Annotated in this window: 20 protein-coding genes; 8 read left to right on the plus strand and 12 right to left on the minus strand. The window is 70.7% G+C overall.

What is annotated here, in order from left to right; all coding sequences use genetic code 11:
* Positions 1–14 precede the first annotated feature (14 nt).
* The 6 genes from ACLBXP_RS20830 to ACLBXP_RS20855 all read right to left on the minus strand — a co-directional run bounded on the left by ACLBXP_RS20830 (position 15) and on the right by ACLBXP_RS20855 (position 6,144).
* Positions 15–611, minus strand: a complete 597-nt coding sequence (locus ACLBXP_RS20830; RefSeq protein WP_447669714.1) for a FliH/SctL family protein — start codon at positions 609–611, stop codon at positions 15–17.
* Entirely contained in the window at positions 608–1,663 is a 1,056-nt protein-coding gene (locus ACLBXP_RS20835) for a flagellar motor switch protein FliG (protein ID WP_447669715.1), read from the minus strand. Before ACLBXP_RS20835 ends, ACLBXP_RS20830 begins: the two co-directional genes overlap by 4 nt.
* 77 nt (positions 1,664–1,740) lie before the next feature.
* Complete coding sequence (fliF, locus tag ACLBXP_RS20840) at positions 1,741–3,357, minus strand: flagellar basal-body MS-ring/collar protein FliF (RefSeq protein ID WP_447669716.1); 1,617 nt, start codon at positions 3,355–3,357, stop codon at positions 1,741–1,743.
* A 221-nt stretch (positions 3,358–3,578) separates the two neighbouring features.
* Positions 3,579–3,854, minus strand: coding sequence for a CtrA inhibitor SciP (gene sciP, locus ACLBXP_RS20845; protein WP_055885701.1), 276 nt, complete (start codon positions 3,852–3,854; stop codon positions 3,579–3,581).
* A gap of 97 nt (positions 3,855–3,951) precedes the next feature.
* Positions 3,952–4,638, minus strand: a complete 687-nt coding sequence (locus ACLBXP_RS20850) for a flagellar hook assembly protein FlgD (protein WP_447669717.1) — start codon at positions 4,636–4,638, stop codon at positions 3,952–3,954.
* Positions 4,639–4,650: 12 nt separating this feature from the next.
* Entirely contained in the window at positions 4,651–6,144 is a 1,494-nt protein-coding gene (locus ACLBXP_RS20855) for a flagellar hook-length control protein FliK (RefSeq protein WP_447669718.1), read from the minus strand.
* 246 nt (positions 6,145–6,390) lie between these two features.
* Between ACLBXP_RS20855 and mnmA the strand changes: the two genes are divergently transcribed.
* The 4 genes from mnmA (at position 6,391) to ACLBXP_RS20875 (ending at position 10,807) form a co-directional block, all read left to right on the plus strand.
* A complete protein-coding gene (gene mnmA, locus ACLBXP_RS20860; RefSeq protein WP_447669719.1) occupies positions 6,391–7,554 on the plus strand; it encodes a tRNA 2-thiouridine(34) synthase MnmA in 1,164 nt (387 codons plus the stop codon).
* Between the two features lie 32 nt (positions 7,555–7,586).
* Positions 7,587–8,240 (plus strand): methyltransferase domain-containing protein, encoded by a 654-nt coding sequence (locus ACLBXP_RS20865; protein WP_447669720.1) that lies wholly within the window; start codon positions 7,587–7,589, stop codon positions 8,238–8,240.
* 23 nt (positions 8,241–8,263) lie between these two features.
* Complete coding sequence (locus tag ACLBXP_RS20870) at positions 8,264–9,034, plus strand: TVP38/TMEM64 family protein (RefSeq protein ID WP_447669721.1); 771 nt, start codon at positions 8,264–8,266, stop codon at positions 9,032–9,034.
* 294 nt (positions 9,035–9,328) lie between these two features.
* Positions 9,329–10,807 (plus strand): sensor histidine kinase, encoded by a 1,479-nt coding sequence (locus tag ACLBXP_RS20875; protein WP_447669722.1) that lies wholly within the window; start codon positions 9,329–9,331, stop codon positions 10,805–10,807.
* Positions 10,808–10,814: 7 nt separating this feature from the next.
* Here ACLBXP_RS20875 and ACLBXP_RS20880 read toward each other — a convergent pair whose 3' ends face one another.
* The 4 genes from ACLBXP_RS20880 to ACLBXP_RS20895 all read right to left on the minus strand — a co-directional run bounded on the left by ACLBXP_RS20880 (position 10,815) and on the right by ACLBXP_RS20895 (position 13,389).
* Complete coding sequence (locus ACLBXP_RS20880) at positions 10,815–11,147, minus strand: hypothetical protein (RefSeq protein WP_447669784.1); 333 nt, start codon at positions 11,145–11,147, stop codon at positions 10,815–10,817.
* Positions 11,148–11,295: 148 nt separating this feature from the next.
* Complete coding sequence (locus tag ACLBXP_RS20885; RefSeq protein WP_447669723.1) at positions 11,296–11,508, minus strand: hypothetical protein; 213 nt, start codon at positions 11,506–11,508, stop codon at positions 11,296–11,298.
* A gap of 142 nt (positions 11,509–11,650) precedes the next feature.
* Entirely contained in the window at positions 11,651–12,868 is a 1,218-nt protein-coding gene (locus tag ACLBXP_RS20890) for an LL-diaminopimelate aminotransferase (protein ID WP_447669724.1), read from the minus strand.
* Between the two features lie 134 nt (positions 12,869–13,002).
* Positions 13,003–13,389, minus strand: a complete 387-nt coding sequence (locus ACLBXP_RS20895) for a hypothetical protein (RefSeq protein ID WP_447669725.1) — start codon at positions 13,387–13,389, stop codon at positions 13,003–13,005.
* A 129-nt stretch (positions 13,390–13,518) separates the two neighbouring features.
* On the opposite strand from ACLBXP_RS20895, the gene ACLBXP_RS20900 reads away from it, so the two are divergent.
* Complete coding sequence (locus ACLBXP_RS20900) at positions 13,519–15,333, plus strand: PHA/PHB synthase family protein (RefSeq protein WP_447669726.1); 1,815 nt, start codon at positions 13,519–13,521, stop codon at positions 15,331–15,333.
* A 160-nt stretch (positions 15,334–15,493) separates the two neighbouring features.
* Here ACLBXP_RS20900 and ACLBXP_RS20905 read toward each other — a convergent pair whose 3' ends face one another.
* The gene (locus ACLBXP_RS20905) at positions 15,494–16,837 is read right to left on the minus strand and encodes an OmpP1/FadL family transporter (RefSeq protein WP_447669727.1); all 1,344 of its coding nucleotides are present in this window, start codon (positions 16,835–16,837) and stop codon (positions 15,494–15,496) included.
* 405 nt (positions 16,838–17,242) lie between these two features.
* Between ACLBXP_RS20905 and ACLBXP_RS20910 the strand changes: the two genes are divergently transcribed.
* Together ACLBXP_RS20910 and bioB are read left to right on the plus strand one after the other, a co-directional pair.
* Positions 17,243–18,127, plus strand: a complete 885-nt coding sequence (locus ACLBXP_RS20910; RefSeq protein WP_447669728.1) for a fumarylacetoacetate hydrolase family protein — start codon at positions 17,243–17,245, stop codon at positions 18,125–18,127.
* Positions 18,128–18,224: 97 nt separating this feature from the next.
* The gene (gene bioB / locus ACLBXP_RS20915; RefSeq protein WP_447669785.1) at positions 18,225–19,223 is read left to right on the plus strand and encodes a biotin synthase BioB; all 999 of its coding nucleotides are present in this window, start codon (positions 18,225–18,227) and stop codon (positions 19,221–19,223) included.
* 11 nt (positions 19,224–19,234) lie between these two features.
* On the opposite strand, the gene ACLBXP_RS20920 is transcribed toward bioB, so the two are convergent.
* Positions 19,235–19,579, minus strand: a complete 345-nt coding sequence (locus ACLBXP_RS20920; protein ID WP_447669729.1) for a DUF3140 domain-containing protein — start codon at positions 19,577–19,579, stop codon at positions 19,235–19,237.
* A gap of 214 nt (positions 19,580–19,793) precedes the next feature.
* Here ACLBXP_RS20920 and prfB point away from each other — a divergent pair.
* A protein-coding gene (prfB, locus tag ACLBXP_RS20925) for a peptide chain release factor 2 (RefSeq protein WP_447669730.1) occupies positions 19,794–20,922 on the plus strand; the annotation gives its coding sequence in 2 pieces (ribosomal slippage) (positions 19,794–19,862 and positions 19,864–20,922; 1,128 coding nt in all).
* The last annotated feature ends 5 nt before the right edge of the window (positions 20,923–20,927 follow it).

A 20,927-nucleotide genomic window follows, 5' to 3' on the forward strand; every position in this document is an offset into this window, starting at 1 on the left:
TCTCGCTGGGCGGATCACGGGTGGCGTGACGCGAGGCCGAGGGCCTCCGTCACCGCGGCCTCGATGCGGGCGCGCTCGCGCACGATCCCGCCGTCAGCCCATTCGATGCGGGCGTCGCCCAGCGCCATTTCGGGCTCGCCGAGAACGACCAAACGGCCCTCGTAGCCGCGCTCGCGGGCGAGGCGCTTCATCAGGGCTTCGGCCTCCTCCACGAGGGCCTCGCTCACCCGCACCACGAGGTGGGGCACGCCGCGCAGGTGCTGCAGGGCGGCGCGGGCCGCCTCTCCGATGGCCGCAATAGGCTGTGCATCGAGGGCCTCGCCGGCGACCCGCCGGGCGAGCAAAACGGCGACCTCGACCGCCTGCGCCTCGCGCTCAAGGTCCCGCGCGTCGGCCTGCGCGATCAACCCGGCCGCTGCGAGACTCAGCCGGTTGAGGGCGTCGGACAGGCGGGCCTGCAACTGCGCCTCGGCCTGGGCGCGGCCCTCCTGCAGGCCGCGCGCATGCGCGTCCGACGCAGCCTGCGCCGCGGCGGCCTCCGCGGCCACGGCGGACGGGCTCGTCTGCGGCCGGCGGAAATCGGTATCGAACAGGAAGGGCTTGGCGCTCAATAGACCAGCTCCTCCTCGGCGCTGTTCTTGGCGATCATGATCTCGCCCTTGTCGGCCAGATCCTTGGCGAGCTCGGTCATCTTGGCCTGCGATTCATCGACCTCCTTGAGCCGGATCGGGCCCATGGAGGCCATCTCGTCGGTGAGGTTCTTGGCGGCCCGCGTCGACATCTGCTTCAGGAAGAAGCCGCGCACCCGCTCGTCCGCACCCTTGAGCGCGCGGCAGAGAGTGTCGTTGTCGACGTTGCGCATCAGAGTCTGGACGCTGCCGGGATCGAGCTTGAGCAGATCCTCGAAGGTGAACATCAGCTCGCGGATGCGCTTGGCCGAGCCCCGGTTCGCCTGATCGAGGGCCGCCAGGAAGCGCCCCTCGGTCTGGCGGTCGAAGGCGTTGAACACGTCCGCCATCAGCTCGTGCGCGTCGCGCCGCGTCGCCTGGGAGATCGTCGAGACGAACTCGACCCGCAGCGTCTCCTCGATGTGCCGCAGAGCCTCCTTCTGGACCGTCTCCATCCGCAGCATGCGGTTGAGCACGTCGATGGCGAACTCCTCTGGCAGGATCGTGAGGACCTTCGCGGCGTAATCAGCCCGCACCTTGGACAGCACCACCGCCACCGTCTGCGGATACTCGCTGCGCAGGAAGGTCGCGAGGATCTCGGGGTCGATCTGCGAGATGCTGGCCCAGACACGGCGGCCCGAGGCACCCTTGATCTCGGCCATGATCGCCGAGACTTGGTCGGTGGGGAAGATCTTGAGCAGGAGCGCCTCGGTGCGCTCGAAGTTCGAGGTGATGCCGCCGCCGGTGGAAAGCCGCGAGACGAAATCGATGATCAGCCGCTCGACGGTTTCGGCCTCGAGCGAGCCGAGCTGCACCATGGCGTGCGAGACCTTCTTGATCTCGTCCTCCTCCAGCATCTTCCAGATCGGTTCGCCCTCGGCATCGCCGAGCAGCAGCAGCAGGGCGGCCGCGCGCTGGGGACCGGGCATCGACGCGAACGCATCGTTGCCCCCCAGCCCCGCCAACGCCTTTGTCAGACCAGCCCCCGCCGCCATGTCACCCAACCCCCTCGATCACACCAAGTCCGCGAAGGATGCCTCCCCCGGCTCACCGTCCGGTTCATCCGGACCGATCAGTTTTCCTGAATCCAGTTCCGAATCACCTCGACGGTCTCGGTCGGGCTCGCCCGCACCATGTCGACCACGCGCTGCACCGTCTCCGCCTGAACCTGGCCGTTGATCTTGGCGAACTCGACGAGGCGCGCCGCGGGATTGTCGCGCTGGATCATCGCCTCACCGCCCTCCGCCGCGACCGCGAGCACGGTCGCGCCGCCCCCCGCGGCGAGGAGGGCCGCCGGGGCCGGCTCGCTCTTGAGCACCTGCCGCAGCAGCGGGCGGACGACCGCCATCAGCACGATCAGGGTCAGCAGGGCGAGCACGCCGAGCTCCACGAGGCGCATCACGTCCTCCTTCGTGGGCGACAGCAGGGTCTGCACGAGGGAGGGCTCGGCGAACTCGGGCGTCGCGGGCGCCTCTGCGAACCGGAGGTTCGCGACCTCGATCTGGTCGCCGCGGGCCTTGTCGAAGCCGACCGCGCTGCGCACGAGCGCCGCGATGCGCTCGATCTCGGCCGCGGGGCGCGCCTGGTAGGCCGCCTTGCCGTCCGGGCCCGGTGCGTAGATCCCGTCGACCAGGACCGCCACGGACAGGCGCCGGATGCGGCCGCCCTCGGTGATCTGGGTCTTGGTGACGCGGGAGATCTCGTAGTTCGTGGTCTCCTCGGTCTTGTTCGAGGAGTCCTTCTGGCTCGGCTGGCGGTCGCCCTGGTTCGCGCCGGGCAGCTCGTTGCCGACGCTCACCTGCCCCTCGCTGCCGCTCGTCAGGGCGGTCTCGTTGCGGGTCTGAGAGGAGCGCACCACCCGGCTCTCGGGGTCGAAGGTCTCGGAGCGGCTCTCGGTGCGGTTCATGTCGAGCTCGGCGGAGACCTGGACCCGCGCGCGGCCCTGGCCGACGATGCCGGCGACGATCTCCTCGATCTGCGCGCGCAGCCGCCGCTCGATCCCGGTCTGGCGCTCCTCGGCGCCCGCCTCGGGGTCCACGCCGCGGGCGCCGTCCGCGAGGAGCCGGCCGCGCTCGTCGACGATCGAGACGCGCTCGGGCTTCAGGCCCTCCACCGAGGATGCGGCGAGGTGGCGGATCGCCCGTACCTGGCCCGGGTCGAGGTCGCCGGTCAGTTTGAGGACGATTGCAGCGGAAGGCGCCTCGCGGTCCCGCTCGAACAGGCGACGCTCCGGCAGCACGAGGTGCACGCGGGCGGCCTGGACCCGGCCGATCGCCCGGATCGAGCGGGCGAGCTCGCCCTCGAGCGCGCGCAGGTGGTTCACGTTCTGCACGAAGTTCGTGGACGAGAACGCATCGCCCTTGTCGAAGATCTCGTAGCCGACGCCGCCCTGGCTCGGCAGACCCTTGCCGGCGAGGTCCATGCGCAGGCGGGCGAGATCGGCACGCGGCGCCAGGATGGTCTGGCCGGCATCGCCCTTCGCCTCATAGCGGATCCCGCGGGCATCGAGGTCGCGGATGACGGAGGCCGAATCCTGCATGGAGAGGTCGGCGAAGAGCACGCCCATGTCAGGGCGCGAGACGCGCAGGATCACGAAGGCGAAGAACCCGATCAGGGTCAGCGTCACCGCTGCCATGGCGGCGAGGCGGGCCGGGCCGAGCTTCGTCACGAGATCGAAAATCGGCTTCACGACCGCTCAACGCCCACCCGCCGCGGCGCGGCCGATGGGCCCACACTCGCCCGGCAAAAATTGCCGGGGCGTGGTTAGCGTGCGGTTAACGGAGCGGGCTCGGACGCACACGATCCGAACACGACGCGCCGCGCATACGCCGAATGCAGCGAGGGCCGCGCCACCGTGGTGGACGCGGCCCTCGCGGAACCCTCGGACCGGACGTGGCGCTCAGGCGCCGTTCAGTGCCGGTAGTGCTGAATGCGGGTCGTCCGCAAGCCCGCGAGGCCGTGCTGATCGATGGAGAACTGCCAGCTCAGGAACTCCTCGGTGGTGAGGGTGTAGCGCTGGCAGGCCTCCTCAAGGCTGAGGAGCCCTCCGCGGACGGCGGCGACGACCTCTGCCTTGCGGCGGATCACCCAGCGGCGGGTGGTCGTCGGCGGCAGATCCGCGATCGTCAGGGGGCTTCCATCGGGCCCGATCACGTACTTCACTCTCGGGCGGTGCGGTTCGGTCATGATACGCTCTACACTCGACTGACCTGTCGAGGATTGAAGCTACTTGCGCCCGCTTAAAAGATGTTGAAGCGGATCGATCGCATCCGATTCGTCTCGTTCAGGTTGTGGAGCCTGTGGACAAGCCGGGTGCGATGCTGCGCACCGTCGAGACCGGAACCCGGGAGGCGCCGATGATCAGCACCGGGGCGTCGCCGCTGAGATCCACGCTGTCGACCTTGCCGCTCAGGCTCGTGTCGACGCTCACCGTCGCACCCGTGGCGTCCTGGGCCGCGATCTGGATCGTATAGGTGCCATCCGGGGCCGTGAGCCCGGCCGTCGTCTTGCCGTTCCACGTGAAGGTCTGGGCACCGGCCTTCAGGGACGTGGATTGGGTCGCGACCACGGTGCCGCTCGCGTCGAGGATCGAGACCGTCGCCTTGGTGGCGGCCCGTGCGGCCGTCAGGCTCCAGCTGGCAGCGCCGTCCGAGAGGTCCGACTGCTTACCTTCTGCGGTGATGGTCTGCCCGATGAAGCTGGTGGCCGAGGCCGCGCTCGCCGACTTCGCGCTGGACAGGATGCTGTCCAGCCGGTCGTTGCTCTTCAGCTGCTGCTCGACCTGAGCGAACTGCACGAGCTGTTGCGTGAACTGGTTGGTGTCCATCGGGTCGAGCGGGTTCTGGTTCTTGAGCTGCGTGGTCAGCAGCGTCAGGAACTGCTGGAAGTTTCCAGCGATCGCCTGCGAGTCGGTCTTGGTGCCAGAGGTGCTGGTGCTGCCGCTCACGAGGCTGCTGATGCCGGAGGCCATGGCCGGAAGCTCCTAAATGCGGATATCGAGGCCGCCGAGGCTGCGCAGGGTGCGCAGGGGGGCCGCGTCGAGGGTCGTTCGGGTGTCAGGGTCCTGGAAGCTGCGCGGCGCCGAGCGCGGCTGAGCATCGCGCTCCGCCGAGCCCTGGCCACCGGCGCCGTCGCCGCGGAGGGACAGGTTGATCCCGCCCTCGCTCGGGTCGAGCCCCGCCTGGGTCAGCGCCTGCTGAAGGCTGCCCGCGTCCCGCTGGAGCATGGCGAGGGTCTCGATGCGCTCCACCACGAGGTGGGTCATCACCGTGCCGCGCTCCTTGTCGATGTCGAGCTTGACGTCGATGCGGCCGAGATCGGCCGGATCGAGGCGGATCTCGAACTGGCTCGACCCGGCGAGCGAGCGCAGGCCGATCGTCATGGGCACCTGGCCGAGCGGTACGGGCGGCGTGACGTTCTGCGGATTGACCCTGTCCGATGCGGCCGCGGCAGCGTGCGGGGCAGCCGGCGGTGCGACCTTCCCGGCATCCCGGGCCACATCGGCGGCGGCAGGTGCGGCGATCGCATCACCGAGCGCCGCGGCGAAATCGGGCTTTGGCAGTGCGCTCGCCTCGACCGGAGTCGGCGATCCGCCGTCACCGGCCGCGTTACCATCGTGAGCGACCGCGGTGACCGTGGACCCCGCCGTCGCGAGCCGCTCGCCCGTCGCGGCAGCGAGCGAACCCGCGGCCTTCGCGCCGTTCGCGGTCGCCGTCGCGGCATCCGCGGATCCGGGCGCCGTGCCGTTCGCCGACGAGAGCCCGCCCTGCGTCGGCGCCTGCACATGCGGAAGCGCGACCATCGCACCGAGAAGGCTGGTCGGCACGGCGCCATCGGCGGGATCCGTTTCTTTCGCGGGCTCGTCCCCGGCCTCGCCCGCCTCAGGGTCGGCGAGGCCGGAAGCGACGACGCCATCCGCCGCAGCGAGCGATTGCGCCGCGTCGGAGAGGTCCGCGGCAGCGGCTGCCTCCGCGGCCTTCCTGTCGGCCTCGCCCTCGCGCATGTCGGCCGCCTCGGGCGTTTCCGCCGGCGTGCCTGCCTGCGAGCGCGCGTCACCCTTGGCTAAAGTGCGGCTCGGCTTCGCGGCGTCGGATCTGGTGGTCGCGGATGCCTCGCGACGCGTCGTGGCTTCGGAACGGCTGCTCGTCGCCGCGCGCCGGTGTTCCTCAGGGCGTTCCTGCCGCGTCGTACTCTGCTCGGCGTTCCGCGACGCGGCCGTGCCGCGATCGGCTGCCGTCGATCGGGTCGTGTTGCCGGTCGTCCGCGCGGTCCCGGCCGTCTCCTGCTGCCGCGCTGCCTGATTCTGCTGTCGAATGCGGTAGGCCGCAGCGTCCCGCGCCTTGGCAGCCTCGGAGGCGCGGCTCAGATCCTGGCCGAAGCTCGTCGTCGTGGGGCGCACCGCTTCGCGCGATGCAGCAGTCCCCTGCAGGGCGCGTCGAGCGAACAACTCCACCGCATCCGTCCCGACGACCGCCATTGCGTTCTCCTCGATGGAGGCACAGGAGCAAACGGCACGCCATCGAGAGGCTCGGCCAAACTATTGACATACAAGGGATATTTTTCTGTAGGCGAACGTCGCGACCGCCGGGCGGGGCCGATGCTGCCCGGCACCCGGCAGGAATTGCCGATGCGCGTCCGGTGCGGGGCGCCTCCCTGGCACTCGGGCGCCGCAATGCCTATAGAAGGCCCGTGCGGTGCCGCCCGCACGACCGAACACCGACCGATGAACAGCCTGGACCTTCCGAAGCCCCCCCACGAGACGCGCGTCGTCGTCGCCATGTCCGGCGGTGTCGATTCCTCGGTGGTGGCCGGCCTCCTGGCGCGGCAGGGCTACGACGTGGTCGGCATCACGCTGCAGCTCTACGATCACGGCGCGGCGAGCCATCGCAAGGGTGCCTGCTGCGCCGGCCAGGACATTCATGACGCCCGCCGCGTCGCGGAGGCGCTCGACATCCCGCACTACGTCCTCGACTACGAGGATCGCTTTCGCGATGCGGTGATCGACCGCTTCGCGGAGAGCTACCTCGCGGGCGAGACGCCGATCCCCTGCGTCGAGTGCAACCGCTCGATCAAGTTTCGCGACCTGCTCGCCACCGCGCGCGACCTCGATGCGGACGTGCTGGCCACCGGTCACTACGTGGCTAGCCGGGCGGCGCCCGACGGGACGGGCCGACGCGCGCTCTACCGCGCCCTCGATCCGGCCCGCGACCAGAGCTACTTCCTCTACGCGACCACCCAGGCGCAGCTCGACTTCCTCCGCTTTCCCCTTGGCGAGTTGCCGAAGGACGAGACCCGGCGGCTCGCCCGCGACCTCGGGCTCGCGGTGGCGGAGAAGCCCGACAGCCAGGATATCTGCTTCGTGCCGCAGGGCCGCTACGCCGACGTCATCGCCCGGCTTCGCCCGGACGCGGCGCGGCCCGGCGAGATCGTGGACCTCGACGGCCGGACGCTCGGTCGCCACGAGGGCATCATCCATTACACGGTGGGGCAGCGCCGGGGCCTTCGCCTCTCCGTCGGAGAACCCCTCTACGTAATCCGGCTGGAGCCGGAGGCCGCCCGCGTGGTGGTCGGCCCTCGCACGGCGCTCGCGACGAGCCGGATCCGGCTGGACGCCGTCAACTGGCTCGGCGATGCCCCCGCCGGCGCGGTCACCGACCTGCCCGTCGCGGTACGGGTCCGCTCCACCCGCGAGCCGCGTCCCGCGAGCCTCAGCCTGGATCCGCAGACAGGGCAGGCCGAAGTCGTCCTCGCGACGCCCGAGGACGGGGTGTCGCCGGGTCAGGCCTGCGCCATCTATGCCGACGACGACCCCCGCGCGCGGGTGCTCGGCGGCGGGACCATCCGCCGGGTCGATGCGCTCGCGCAAGGGGCCGCACGCGCGGCCTGAACCGATCCCTCTCCACGGAATTCGAGAACCACATGCTGAGCGAGCCGCGGGACGCCGGGCCGAGCACTGCCCTGATGCGCAAGGCCTACGCGCGCTGGGCCCCCGTCTACGACGTCGTGTACGACAAGCTGACCGAGCCGGCCGCCCGCGCTGCCGTCGACGCGGCCGTCGCCTACGGACCGCGGGTGCTCGAGGCCGGCGTCGGGACCGGCCTCTCGCTCGGCTATTACCCGGCCGGCAGTTTCGTTTGCGGCGTCGACCTCTCGGAGGACATGCTGCGGCGCGCCAACGCCAAGGTGCGGCGGCGCCGCCTCCGACACGTCCGGGGTCTGCAGGTGATGGATGTCTGCCGCCTCGGTTACGCCGACGCCTCGTTCGATGCCGTGGTGGCGCAGTTCCTAATCACCCTGGTTCCGAACCCGGAGGCTGCCCTGTCCGAGTTCCTGCGTGTCGTGCGCCCCGGCGGGGCGATCGTGCTGGCGAACCATTTCGGGCAAACGGACGGGCCGGTGGCCCGCGTCGAGGAGATCGTGGCGCCACTCTGCACCAAGATCGGCTGGTCCTCCGACTTCAAGTCCACCCGCATCGAGGCCTGGGCTCGCCGCAACGGCGTCACCTTCCTCGGCGTCGCGCCGACCTTCCCGGGGGGCTTCTTCAAGATCCTGCGGATGCAGAAGTCGGCCTGAGGCGGGGCAGGAGCGCGCAGCCCGTGTCCCAGCGCCTGCGCGTTCTGCTCCACTGGCTTCCGCTCGCACTACTCATCGGGGTGTCCCTCGGCGTCGTCGCCTCTGGGGCGGCCCGGCTGTTCAGCCTCGACCAGCTTCTCGCCTCCCGCGCCTGGCTCCAGGCCTTCGTGGAAGCCGATCGCGTTCGGGCCTTGGTGACCGCCTACCTCGTCTACGTCGCGGCCGTGATCGTCTCGGTTCCGGCCTCGCTGGTCCTCACCATGGTCTGCGGGTTCCTGTTCGGGACCGTCGCGGGCGCGCTGGTCGCGGTCGCGGCCGCGACGACGGGGGCCGCCATCGTGTTCTCGATCGGCCGCGGGCCGGCCGCCGACCTGCTTCGGCGCAAGGCCGGTCCTCGCCTGGGATCGCTGGCCGAGGGCTTCCGGCGCGACGCGTTCGGCTACATCGCCTTCCTGAGGCTGCTGCCGCTGTTCCCGTTCTGGATGACGAACCTCGCCCCGGCGGCTTTCGGGGTCACGCTGCGGACGTTCGTGCTCGCCACGGCCATCGGGCTCCTGCCCGGTGCCTTCGTCTACGCGGCGACAGGGTCGGGCATCGAGGGGGTGGTGGCAGCCCATGAAGCGGCCCTCACGGCCTGCCGGGCGGCTGGCGAGCCCGATTGCGCCGAAACCCTCACCCTGCGCGCGCTGGTGAATCCGCGGATGCTGTTCGGCCTGGGGGCGCTCGCAGGCTTCGCACTGCTCACCGTGGCCCTACGCAGGCGCCGCGCGGCGCGTACTGGTATCGGCCTGTAAAATACCATTGCTAGTTGAATTTTCGTTGGTACACGGCCGAGTCTCCGGCGTCCGTCACTTTCGCATTCAAAATGCACCAGGTGTTGTCTACTGAGGCGGGCTCGGCTGAGCGACGCAAAACGCTGTCGCAACTTCAACTCAGCATAGTGTAGAGCGCGGTTGGGGCGCCGAACCCCCTCGACGCTCAGCCGACGTCAGCGTAACGAGAGCAGGGGCTGCCATGCCCGCCCGACGAGGCGGGCGGACGGCGCGAGGAGACGATCGGGGGGATCGGCAGGACTCGTGGTTGAGGGAGTGTCGCGTTCACAGGCCGAGCCGGCGGAGCCGGCGGACGAGGTCCGGACGGAGGGGTTTGCCCGACATCTCGGCCTGTCGGGACGGCTGTTCATCCTCACCGTGGCCTTCGTCGTCATCGCGGAGGTGCTGATCTACGTCCCGGCGGTGGCCAATTACCGGTTGAACTGGCTCTCGGACCGGATCGCCGCCGCGCAGGTGGCCGCCCTGGTGGTCGATGCCTCACCGGGCCAGGCCGTCTCGGACGAACTCGCCAAGCGCCTCCTCGCCGGCGTCGGCGCACGGGCGATCGCGGTGCGGGGCGGCGGGACGCGCCGCCTGCTGGCCCTCGACCCGATCCCCGCCACGGTGGCCGACATGGTGGACCTGCGCCAGGAATCCTGGTGGCAGTCGATCCACGGCTCCTGGCGCACCCTGATCGCGCCCGCCGATGAGCCCATCCGGGTCGTCGCCCAGGGCAAGGACGGCTTCGACCTCGTCGAGATCCTCCTCAACGAGGCGCCGCTGCGCGTCGCCATCGTCGACTTCTCGATCCGCCTGCTGCTGTCGTCGCTGATCATCGCGGCGGCGGCGGCGGGGCTCGTCTTCGTGGTGCTGCAGCGGGTCATCGTGCGGCCGGTGCGGCGGCTGGCCCACAATATCACCGCCTTCGCGGACGATCCCGAGAGCCGCGAGCGCATCATCGCGCCCTCGAACCGCACCGACGAGATCGGGCACGCCGAGATAGCCCTCGCGCGCATGGAGCACGCGCTGGCCGACGAGCTGCGCCAGAAGCGGCGGCTGGCCGAGCTCGGTCTCTCGGTGAGCAAGATCAACCACGAATTGCGCAACCTGCTGACTACGGCGCAGCTCCTCGGCGATCGCCTGGAGGGCGCGGCGGACCCCATCGTGCAGCGCGTTGCCCCGCGGCTCGTCGCAACCCTCGGTCGCGCAATCCGCTTCTGCGAGGCGACGCTCGCCTACGGTCGGGCCACCGAGCGGCATCCGCAGCGGCGCCTCGTGGCGCTGGACCCGATCCTCGCCGAGCTGCCCGACCTCGCCGGGCTCTCGGCCGAGGCGCGGGTTTCGGTGGTCACGCAGGCGCCGTCCGGCCTGCAGGTCTGCGCGGATCCCGAGCAGCTGTCCAGGGCACTGGCCAACCTTGTCCGCAATGCTGTCCAGGCGCTCGACGCCGCCGGGACGGGGGCAGAGGCGCCGGAGGTCCGGATCGATGCCGTGCGGACCGGCGGCGTCGGGGCAGGGTCCGTGACGATCCGGGTCGCCGACAACGGACCGGGCCTGCCGGAGCGGGCGAAGGCGCACCTGTTTGCGCCTTTCCAGGGGTCGATGCGCTCGGGCGGGACGGGCCTCGGCCTCGCCATCGCGGCCGAGCTGATCCGGCTGAACGGCGGCCGCCTGACCCTCGAGGAGAGCGGGCGGGGGGCCTGCTTCCAGATCGTGCTGCCGGACGTGGCGCCGACCGGGGAGGCAGGAGCCTGAGAAGGCTTCAGCGCAGGGGCGGCAGGACCACGGCGGGTGGCGCCAGCACGAACTCGCGCGGGCGGTGGCGGACGCCGAGGCGGCCCTCCGTGACCTCGTCGTCGTAATAGTCGAACCCGGTGTAGCCGAAGCCGCCGCCGTTCATCACGTGCGGCACGGGAATCGCCGGCACCGCGAGGTCGGGCCGGTTCGGGGGGACGACGGGCCGCCCGGTATCGCGGTCGGCCTCCAGCACCGTCAGACCGCCGTTGTAGTAGTAGGGCACCGGCTGCGCGGCGGCCGGCGCGGCGAGCGCGGCGACGAGGAGGAGGGCGGCGGCCGCGAGGCCGGGTCTCGACACGAGGTTCAAGGTGGACTCCGTCGCTTCGGTCGGCGGGCCGCGCCGCCGGGTCGAGGGCATTATGCGCCCCGCAGGGCATCCTGTCCGTGGCGTGAAAGCTCGGGGCGGGCGCTATCCCTTGCGAAAACGCGGACCGCCGGCCGGCCCCTCACCCCTTGGCGCGCAGCACGGTCTGGGGCTGACGCGCGACGGGGTCGCAATCCACGAGCATGCCGTTCAGGACGGTCGGGCGCGTGTTGCAGGTGTAGCCGATGTCGGGGCCCGGCGCCGCCACGGGGTCGCGGGCGATGATCGGGTTCGGCGCGCAGGCTCCGGCGGCGGCGGTCAGCAGGAGGGCGGCGAGCAGATACAGGCGGCGCATGGCGACCCTCGGGAACGCGGGCAACGGATCTCTCGCGGAACCCTGCGGGCCGTCGTCCCGCGTGACAAGCGCGCCGCCGCCGCGCGGCGCGCTTTGCCGTGGCCTGTCGCCCCGCCGCAACAACCGGTTGCCGCCGCGGGGGTCAGCCCGCCTTGGCCATCGGCACCACGTTGTGGAGGGTGCGGTCGGCGTTGTCGAAGAAGCGCCGGACGTTGCGGGCGGCCTGCCGAATGCGCTGCTCGTTCTCCACCAGCGCGATGCGCACGTACTCGTCGCCGTGCTCGCCGAAGCCGATGCCGGGCGCCACGGCGACGTCCGACTTCTCGAGGAGCAACTTCGAGAATTCCAGGCTGCCGAGCGCCTTGTACTTCTCCGGGATCGGCACCCAGGCGAACATCGAGGCGGTGGGGGAGGGGATCTTCCAGCCGGCCTTGCCGAAGGAATCGATCAGGGCGTCCCGGCGCTTGCGGTAGATGCCGCGCATCTCGGCGATGCAGTCGTCCGGCCCGTTGAGCGCCGCGGTGGCCGCCACCTGAATCGGCGTGAAGGCGCCGTAATCGAGGTAGGACTTCACGCGGGTCAGCGCCGCCAGCAACCGCTCGTTGCCGACCGCGAAGCCCATGCGCCAGCCGGCCATGGAGTAGGTCTTCGACAGGGAGGTGAACTCCACCGTGCAGTCGATGGCGCCCGGCACCTGCAGCACGGAGGGCGGCGGCTCGCCGTCGAAGTAGACCTCCGCGTAGGCGAGGTCGGAAAGCAGGATCAGCTCGTGGCGCTTCGCGAAGGCAACGAGGTCCCGGTAGAAGTCGAGGCCGGCGACGTAGGCCGTGGGGTTCGACGGGTAGCAGACGACGAGGGCCACGGGCTTCGGGATCGAGTGCTGCATGGCGCGCTCGAGAGCCGGGAACATCGCCGGCGTCGGCTCGGCGGGCACGGAGCGGATCACCCCGCCCGCCATCAGGAAGCCGAAGGCGTGGATCGGGTAGCTCGGGTTCGGCACCAGCACCACGTCGCCCGGCGCGGTGATCGCCTGCGCCATGTTGGCGAAGCCCTCCTTGGAGCCGAGCGTCGCCACCACCTGCGTGTCCGGGTTCAGGTTCACCCCGAAGCGGCGCTGGTAGTAGCCGGCCTGGGCCCGGCGCAGGCCGGCGATCCCCTTCGAGGCCGAGTAGCGGTCGGTGCGGGGGCGTCCCGCCGTCTCGACGAGCTTGGCGATGACGTGCTTCGGCGCATCGAGGTCGGGGTTGCCCATGCCGAGGTCGATGATGTCGGCGCCGTTGGCGCGGGCCGCGGCCTTGATCCGGTTCACCTGCTCGAAGACGTAGGGGGGCAGGCGCTTGATGCGGTGAAAATCGGTCATGGCGTCGTGTCCGTGGATATCTGGCACGTCCCGCGACGCACGCCTTGTTGCGCGGCGCGTTGATTCGTCGTGTCCGGCGGGGTCGACCTGCTTAGCATCTCGGCCGCGATCAGCCGACCCCTAAAATGCTCGGGCTACTCCGCCGGGGGAGGGGGCGCCGTGGCGGGTGCCGGCGGCGCCTGGGCGGGCCGGAGTGCCTCGCTCTTGGCCGCGCGCCCGGCCCCCTCCGCCGAGCGGCCCCGGGCCTCGTTGCGGCTGCGGGCGCCTTCGAGCTCGCTCTCCAGGGCCTTCTGGCCCTCCGACGACTTCGCGCGCACGGGCCGTGGGGGCGCGGAGACGCCGACCGGCAGGAACTCGGGTCCCGCCCGGCGCGAGCCGGCCACGAAGTCCGGCGCCGTCACCGGCTTGGGGCCGCCCCCCGTCTGCTCCGCCGCGTAGCGGAGCGGGTTCACGTCGGTGGAGCACCCTCCGGCGGCGAGGCCGAGGGCGATCAGTCCGATCAGGGGCCGCGATGAAACCATGGAGCGATTGTTTCGGGGCTTGCGCGCAATGCACTGGCTGAAATTCGGGGTGGCGCGTTAATTTGTCGGAAACGAGGCTCCGGCGGAGGCGACCTGCCGCCCGGGCCACCGCGGCGCGCAGCGCCCGGAATGCCAGGGAGAGACCCACGCGTGACCACGCATACCCCGCCGCAGCAGTTGCCCGACTTCGAGGCCCTGTCGCGCAACGCGAGCCTGTTCGTCGAGGAGTTCGGCCGCACCGCCGCGACCTATCTCAAGCCCGCCGACGGGGAGGGGCCGAAGGCCGGCCCCTCGGAGGAGGTGGCCGACGTGGTCCGCACCCTCGGCTCGGTCGCCGAGACCTGGCTGTCCGACCCGAAGAAGACGCTGGAGGCACAGGCCCGGCTCAGCGAGGCCTTCGTGTCGCTGTGGGGCTCGACCTGGTTCCGGCTGCAGGGCGAGGCGCCGCCGCCGGTGGCCGCGCCCGAGCCGAAGGACAACCGGTTCGCCCATGCCGAATGGTCCACGAACCCGTTCTTCGACTTCCTCAAGCAGAGCTACCTCATTACCACCCGCTGGGCGGAGGGGCTCGTGGAGGGTGCCGAGGGCATCGACGAGCACACGCGGCACAAGGCGCAGTTCTACCTGCGCCAGATCGCCGGGGCCCTCTCGCCGTCGAACTTCGTGCTGACGAACCCGGAGCTGATCCGCCACACCATCCAGGAGAACGGCGCGAACCTCGTGCGCGGCATGAAGATGTTCGCCGAGGACATCGAGGCGGGGGGCGGCGAGCTGCGCGTGCGCCAGACCGACCCCTCGACGTTCCAGGTCGGCGTCAACGTCGCCGTCACCCCGGGCGCCGTGGTGTTCCGCAACGACCTGATCGAGCTGATCCAGTACGCGCCGACCACCGAGACCGTGCTCAAGCGCCCGCTGCTGATCGTGCCGCCCTGGATCAACAAGTTCTACATCCTCGACCTCAACGCCCAGAAGAGCTTCATCGGCTGGATGGTGAGCCAGGGGATCACGGTGTTCTGCATCTCCTGGGTCAACCCGGACGAGCGCCACGCCGACAAGGACTTCGAGAGCTACATGCGCGAGGGCATCGAGGCGGCGATCGACGCGATCGGCGCCGCGACCGACGAGACCGAGGTCGCGGCCGCGGGCTACTGCGTCGGCGGGACCCTGCTCGCCGTGACCCTGGCCATGCAGGCAGCCACGGGCAACCGGCGCATCCGAAGCGCGACCTTCCTGACGACGCAGGTCGACTTCACCCATGCGGGCGATCTCAAGGTCTTCGCCGACGAGGAGCAGATCCGGGGCATCGAGCAGCGCATGCAGGCCCGGGGCTACCTCGACGGCGCGCGGATGGCCAACGCCTTCAACATGCTCCGCCCGAACGACCTGATCTGGCCCTACGTCGTCAACAACTACATCAAGGGCAAGGCGCCAACCGCCTTCGACCTGCTCTACTGGAACGCCGACGCCACCCGCATGCCGGCGGCGAACCACTCGTTCTACCTGCGCAACTGCTACCTCGAGAACAACCTCTCGCGGGGCAAGATGGTCCTCGGCAACGTGCGCCTCGACCTCAAGAAGGTGAAGGTCCCGGTCTACAACCTCGCCGCCCGCGAGGACCACATCGCCCCCGCCCTCTCGGTGTTCGAGGGTTCCTCCAAGTTCGGCGGCCCCGTCGACTACGTGCTCGCCGGCTCCGGCCACATCGCGGGCGTCGTCAACCCGCCCTCGAAGCCGAAATACGGCTACTGGACCGGCGGCCCCGCCAAGGGCCGGCTGGAGGACTGGATCTCGGCCGCCACCGAGCACAAGGGCTCGTGGTGGCCCCACTGGTTCAGCTGGCTCGAAGCGCAGGCGCCCGAGCGCGTCCCCGCCCGCGAGCCCGGCACCGGCGCCCTCCCGGCCCTCGGCCCGGCACCGGGGACCTACGTTGCGATGAAGGCCTGAGGGCGATGAAGGCCTGAGGCGAGGGACCCGTCGCGCTGCGTGGGCCGGGAGCGGACGCGCGACCGGCGACCGGTCTCATCATGGCGAAGACATGGCGAAGCCGCCGGACCCTCGCGGGTCCGGCGGCTTCGCGAAGAGGCTCGGGCCCCGAGAGGCGGCCTCAGTACTTGCGCACGAGCGGGGCGGGCGCGGCGACCGGGACCGGATCGCCGAAGACGTAGCGGAAGCCCACCGAGACGATGTCGGCGCTGCCGTTCGCGTAGCCCGCGAAGGCGATGCTCTGGCCCAGCGCGTTGCGCACGTCGTAGTCGCGGCCCGCGCCGGACAGGATGTTCGCCCGGTCGAGGAACAGGTGCGAGTAGGCGAGGCTGAGCGTCAGCTTCTCGCTCCAGCGGTAGCTCGCGCCGACCGCGAGGTTGACGCGATCGTTGTCGGGCAGGCGCACCGAGCGGTTGCTGAAGTCGATGGGCGATTCCTCGTAGGAGACGCCGGCCCGCAGGGTGAGGTTCGGGGACCAGTCGTACTCGGCGCCGACCGAGTAGAGGAACCCGTCCTTGTAGTTGAGCGGCAGGAAGTTGACCGGGACCCCGAGCCTTTCCGACACGATCGCGATGGTGCCGAGGCGCGACCACTGATCCCACTCGAAGCCGAGGTTCAGCCGGAAGTTGGGTGCGAGCGCCTGGGTGAGGCCGACGCTGACCTTGTCGGGGGTGTTGAGGTTCGAGCGGACCCGGCCGGCCACCGGCGCCAGGGCGAGGAGCGGCACGCCGATCGAGCCCTCGATGTCGTGGTGCACCGAGGAGCGGTAGCCGACGCCGAAGCTGGTGCCGGCCCAGGGCGTGATCAGCGCACCGGCCGTGAAGCCGACGCCCCAGGACTCGCCCTTGAGGAACGAGCTCGGCAGGGCGGCGGGGGGCAGGAGCGGTGTCAGCGGCACGGCCTGCCGCAGGGTCAGGCGGAAGTACTCGAAGTTCGGGCCGGCGGCGAGCGACAGCCACTCGTTCACCTTGAAGCCGATGATCGGGTTGATGGCGAGCGAGAAGATGCGGTTCGAGCGGCCGTAGACCTCGCCGGCCCAGACGTCCCGCGGCTTCGTGACGAGGCCGAACGGGGCGCCCGTCTGCAGGCCGATCCAGATCCGGTCGTTGAGCTGGTAGGAGGTGGCGCCCGACGGCAGCACGGCGCCCTGGCCGATGTCACCGGAGCCGCCGAGCCCGGCAAAGGCCGGCGTGGTGCCGGCCGTCGGCGTGATCGTGCCAGACAGGTTGATGAAGGTGAGGTTCTGCTCGGTGACCCAGCCCGGACGCATCGTCACCGTGGCGGGGTTCCAGAACAGCGAGGAGACGCCCGCGCCCCCGGAGGCGGCGCCGGCCTCGGCCATGCCGCCGCCGATCGCGCTCTGCTCGCGCAATCCGAAGGAGCCGGCGGAGGCGTGGCCCGTGCCGAGCGCGAGCAGCATCGCGGTGGCGCTCGCCAAGCCGAGCGCGCGTGAGTTCCCCGTCATTCCCGTTCCAACCCCTTGTTCCCAGCGCTTGCTTACCCGCCCCAGAACGGATGCGGCGCCTTGCGGAACACAATGCCCGGCCCAAAGCTGTCGATCAATGGTCCGGCCCGCACAAGGACATCGGTGCAAAAGATCACGGATATACTTGCGAAACCGTGAATTCGTTTGGCTTTCGGGCCTCCCGGACGCAACGGGAAAGATTCGTTCACATCTGAACCGTCTGCATCATCATGCATCCGCGTCGGCCGAAAGCGCGGCCTCGGCGCTTTCTTGCCGATGCTGTGCCCCCGGGGTCACACTTCACCGGCACCCTCGGCCGGGGTGGCTCCCGCCGCCGCTTGACCGCGGGCGGCGCCCGACCACCTACGGACGGGGGAACCGGGAGCCTGGGAGAGGGGACGCGCGATGAAGCTGGTGCGGCACGGGGCGAGCGGCGACGAGAAGCCGGGCCTGATCGACTCGAACGGGGACCTGCGCGACCTCTCGGGCGTCGTGCGCGACATCGCCGGGCCGGCGCTGGCGCCGGACGCCATCGACCGCCTGCGGATGATCGATCCCGCGACGCTGCCGAAGCTCCCCGCGGGCACCCGCCTCGGCCCCTGCGTCGGCGGCACCCGCAATTTCGTGGCGATCGGGCTTAACTTCGCCGACCACGCGGCCGAGACGGGCGCCGCGATCCCGCCGGAGCCGATCGTCTTCAACAAGGCGCCCTCCTGCATCGCCGGGCCGAACGACTCCGTGATCCTGCCCAAGGGTTCGGCCAAGACCGACTGGGAGGTGGAGCTCGCGGTGGTGATCGGGCGCACCGCCTCCTACGTGCACGCCAACGAGGCCCTCGGCTACGTGGCCGGCGCCTGCATCTGCAACGACGTCTCCGAGCGCGAATTCCAGATGGAGCGCGGCGGAACCTGGACGAAGGGCAAGGGCTGCCCGACCTTCGGGCCGATCGGCCCCTGGCTCGTGACCCTCGACGAGATCCCCGACCTCGGGGCCCTTGCCATGAGCCTCGACGTGAGCGGGCAGCGCATGCAGACGGGCTCGACCGCGACGATGATCTTCGACGTGGCGCAGCTCGTCGCCTACGTCTCGCACTTCATGATCCTGGAGCCGGGGGACATCATCACCACCGGCACGCCGCCTGGCGTCGGCCTCGGGATGAAGCCGCCGCGCTACCTGAGGTCGGGCGACGAGATGGTCTTGCGCATCGACGGGCTCGGCGAGCAGCGCCAGCGCGTCGTCGCCTTCGACGACTGGACCGCCAAGGTCGCGGCCGGGGAGCCGACGAACTGAGCTACCCGCGCGCGCCCCCCGCGCCCGCACGGCTTGATTTCTCGGCCGAGTTTCGCCTGATGGGCGCATGATGCAGTCCGCGCCCCTCGCCGCCGAGATGATCGGCCCGCCGCCCGTCCCGCAGCCCGGCTTCCGGCACGACTGGAGCGTCGCCGAGATCCAGGAGATCCACGACCTACCGCTCCTCGATCTCGTGTTCCGGGCGGCGTCCGTGCACCGGGCCCACAACGACCCGGCGGACGTGCAGCGCGCAGCACTCCTGTCTATCAAGACCGGCGGCTGCCCGGAGGATTGCGCCTACTGCCCGCAATCGGCCCACCACAAGGGCACGGGCCTGCCCCGCGAGCGGCTGATGCCCGTCGATGCGGTGCTGAAGGAGGCGGCCGCCGCGAAGGCCGCCGGCGCCCACCGCTTCTGCATGGGCGCCGCCTGGCGCCAGCCGAAGGACGGCCCGGAGTTCGACGCGGTGCTGAGCATGGTGCGGGGCGTGCGCGGGCTCGGGATGGAGGCCTGCGTCACCCTAGGCATGCTCACCGTCGACCAGGCTCGGCGCCTCGCGGAGGCCGGGCTCACCTCCTACAACCACAACCTCGACACCGGCCCGGACTTCTACGGCGACATCATCGGCACCCGCACCTACGACGACCGCCTGCGCACCCTGGAGAACGTGCGCGAGGCCGGCATCGGCGTCTGCTGCGGCGGCATCGTCGGCATGGGGGAGGGCGTGCGCGACCGCGCCGCCATGCTGCAGGTGCTGGCAAACCACGCGCCCCACCCCGAAAGCGTGCCGATCAACGCGCTCGTCGCCGTGCCCGGCACCCCGCTGGAGGACCGGCCCGCCGTGGACCCGTTCGACCTCGTGCGGATGTGCGCCACGGCGCGGATCGTGATGCCGCGTGCCCGCGTCCGCCTCAGCGCGGGCCGCAAGGGCCTGACCCGGGAGGCGCAGGCCCTCTGCTTCCTGGCCGGCGCCAACTCGATCTTCTACGGCGAGCGCCTGCTCACCACCGCCAACAACGAGGCCGACGCGGACGCGGCGCTCCTGGCCGACCTCGGCATCCCGGTGCCGCAGATGACGCTGGCGGCGGCCGAGTAGGCGCCGACCGCTCAGTCCTTGTGGGGGTCGTGGCCCCAGTTCATCAGCGACATCCGCCAGGGTGAATCCGGGTTCTCCTTCGCCTTGCCGCCCTGGGCGAGGTGCCGGTGGACGTAGGAGACGACCTTGCGCATGTGGGCGTAGTCGTCCTCGGTGAGGTCGGACTTCTTCTTGTCCTTGATCTCCAGGATCCGCCGGCCCTCCTTGTGGCCCGTGGACTCGCCGCCGCCGGTCTTCTGGCCGACCGCCTGGCTCGCCTCGCTGTCCAGGTGCTTTCGCAGGGCAGCCGGGGTCATGTTCACGGCCTCGGTGAATTCGTCCCAGGTCTTGGTGTCATCGTGCTTGGCCTCGCTCACGGGGGTTCCTCCATCGGGGTGGCGTCCGGGTGTCAACGCACGGGCGCGGGCGCGTTTCGACGCGGGCGCGGGCCCGCATCCGGACGCGTCGTCGCAGGGCCCGCCCGCGCGGAGCGGCGTTTACAGGCGCGGACGCGGCCGGTATCACGCCGCTCCGAGCAACGACCCGGCCCGTGACCGCGGGCGGGGGCAGCGAGACAGAGATCCACACCAGATGCGCGCCGAGATCGAGCAAGCCTCGGATGCCGCCAAGCAGTCGATCGGACTGCTGAGGAGGCATCTTTGACTGGGACACCGTCGACAAACGTCTGGCCGAGCTGAACGCGGCCTCCGAGAACCCTGAGCTCTGGAACGACGCCGAGGCGGCGCAGCGCGTGATGCGCGAGCGCACGCAGCTCGACGAGGCCGTGACCACGATCCGGCGCCTCGAGCAGGAGCTGGAGGACGCCGCGACCCTGATCGAGCTCGGCGAGGCGGAGGGCGACGCCGCCACCGTCGCCGAGGGCGAGGCCAGCATCCGCGCCGTCGAGGCCGAGGCCGCAAGGCGCCAGGTCGAGACCCTGCTGTCCGGCGAGGCCGACGGCTTCGACACCTATCTCGAGGTGCACGCGGGTGCCGGCGGCACCGAGAGCCAGGACTGGGCCAACATGCTCCAGCGCATGTACGGCCGCTGGGCCGAGCGCCGGAAATACAAGGTCGACATCGTCGAGTGGTCGGACGGCGAGGAGGCCGGCATCAAGGGCGCCACGCTCCTGATCAAGGGCCACAACGCCTACGGCTGGCTCAAGACCGAGTCGGGCGTGCACCGGCTGGTGCGCATCTCGCCCTACGATTCGAGCGCGCGCCGGCACACCAGCTTCGCGAGCGTCTGGGTTTACCCGGTCATCGACGACCGGATCGAGATCGAGATCAAGGAATCCGACTGCCGCATCGACACCTACCGGTCGTCGGGCGCTGGCGGCCAGCACGTCAACACCACCGATTCGGCGGTGCGCATCACCCACAACCCGACCGGCATCGTCGTGGCCTGCCAGCAGGAGCGCTCGCAGCACAAGAACCGGGCGACCGCCTGGAACATGCTGCGGGCCCGCCTCTACGAGGCGGAGCTGAAGAAGCGCGAGGAGAAGGCCAACGCCGAGGCGGCCGCCAAGACCGACATCGGCTGGGGCCACCAGATCCGCTCATATGTGCTGCAGCCCTACCAGCTCGTGAAGGACCTGCGCACCGGCACCCAGTCGACGAGCCCGGACGACGTCCTCGACGGCGAGCTAGACCCGTTCATGGAGGCGTCGCTGGCTCAGCGGGTCTACGGCGGCAGCGAGGCGGTCGAGGACATCGACTGAGCCGC

This window comes from Methylobacterium sp. A54F (assembly GCF_053346035.1).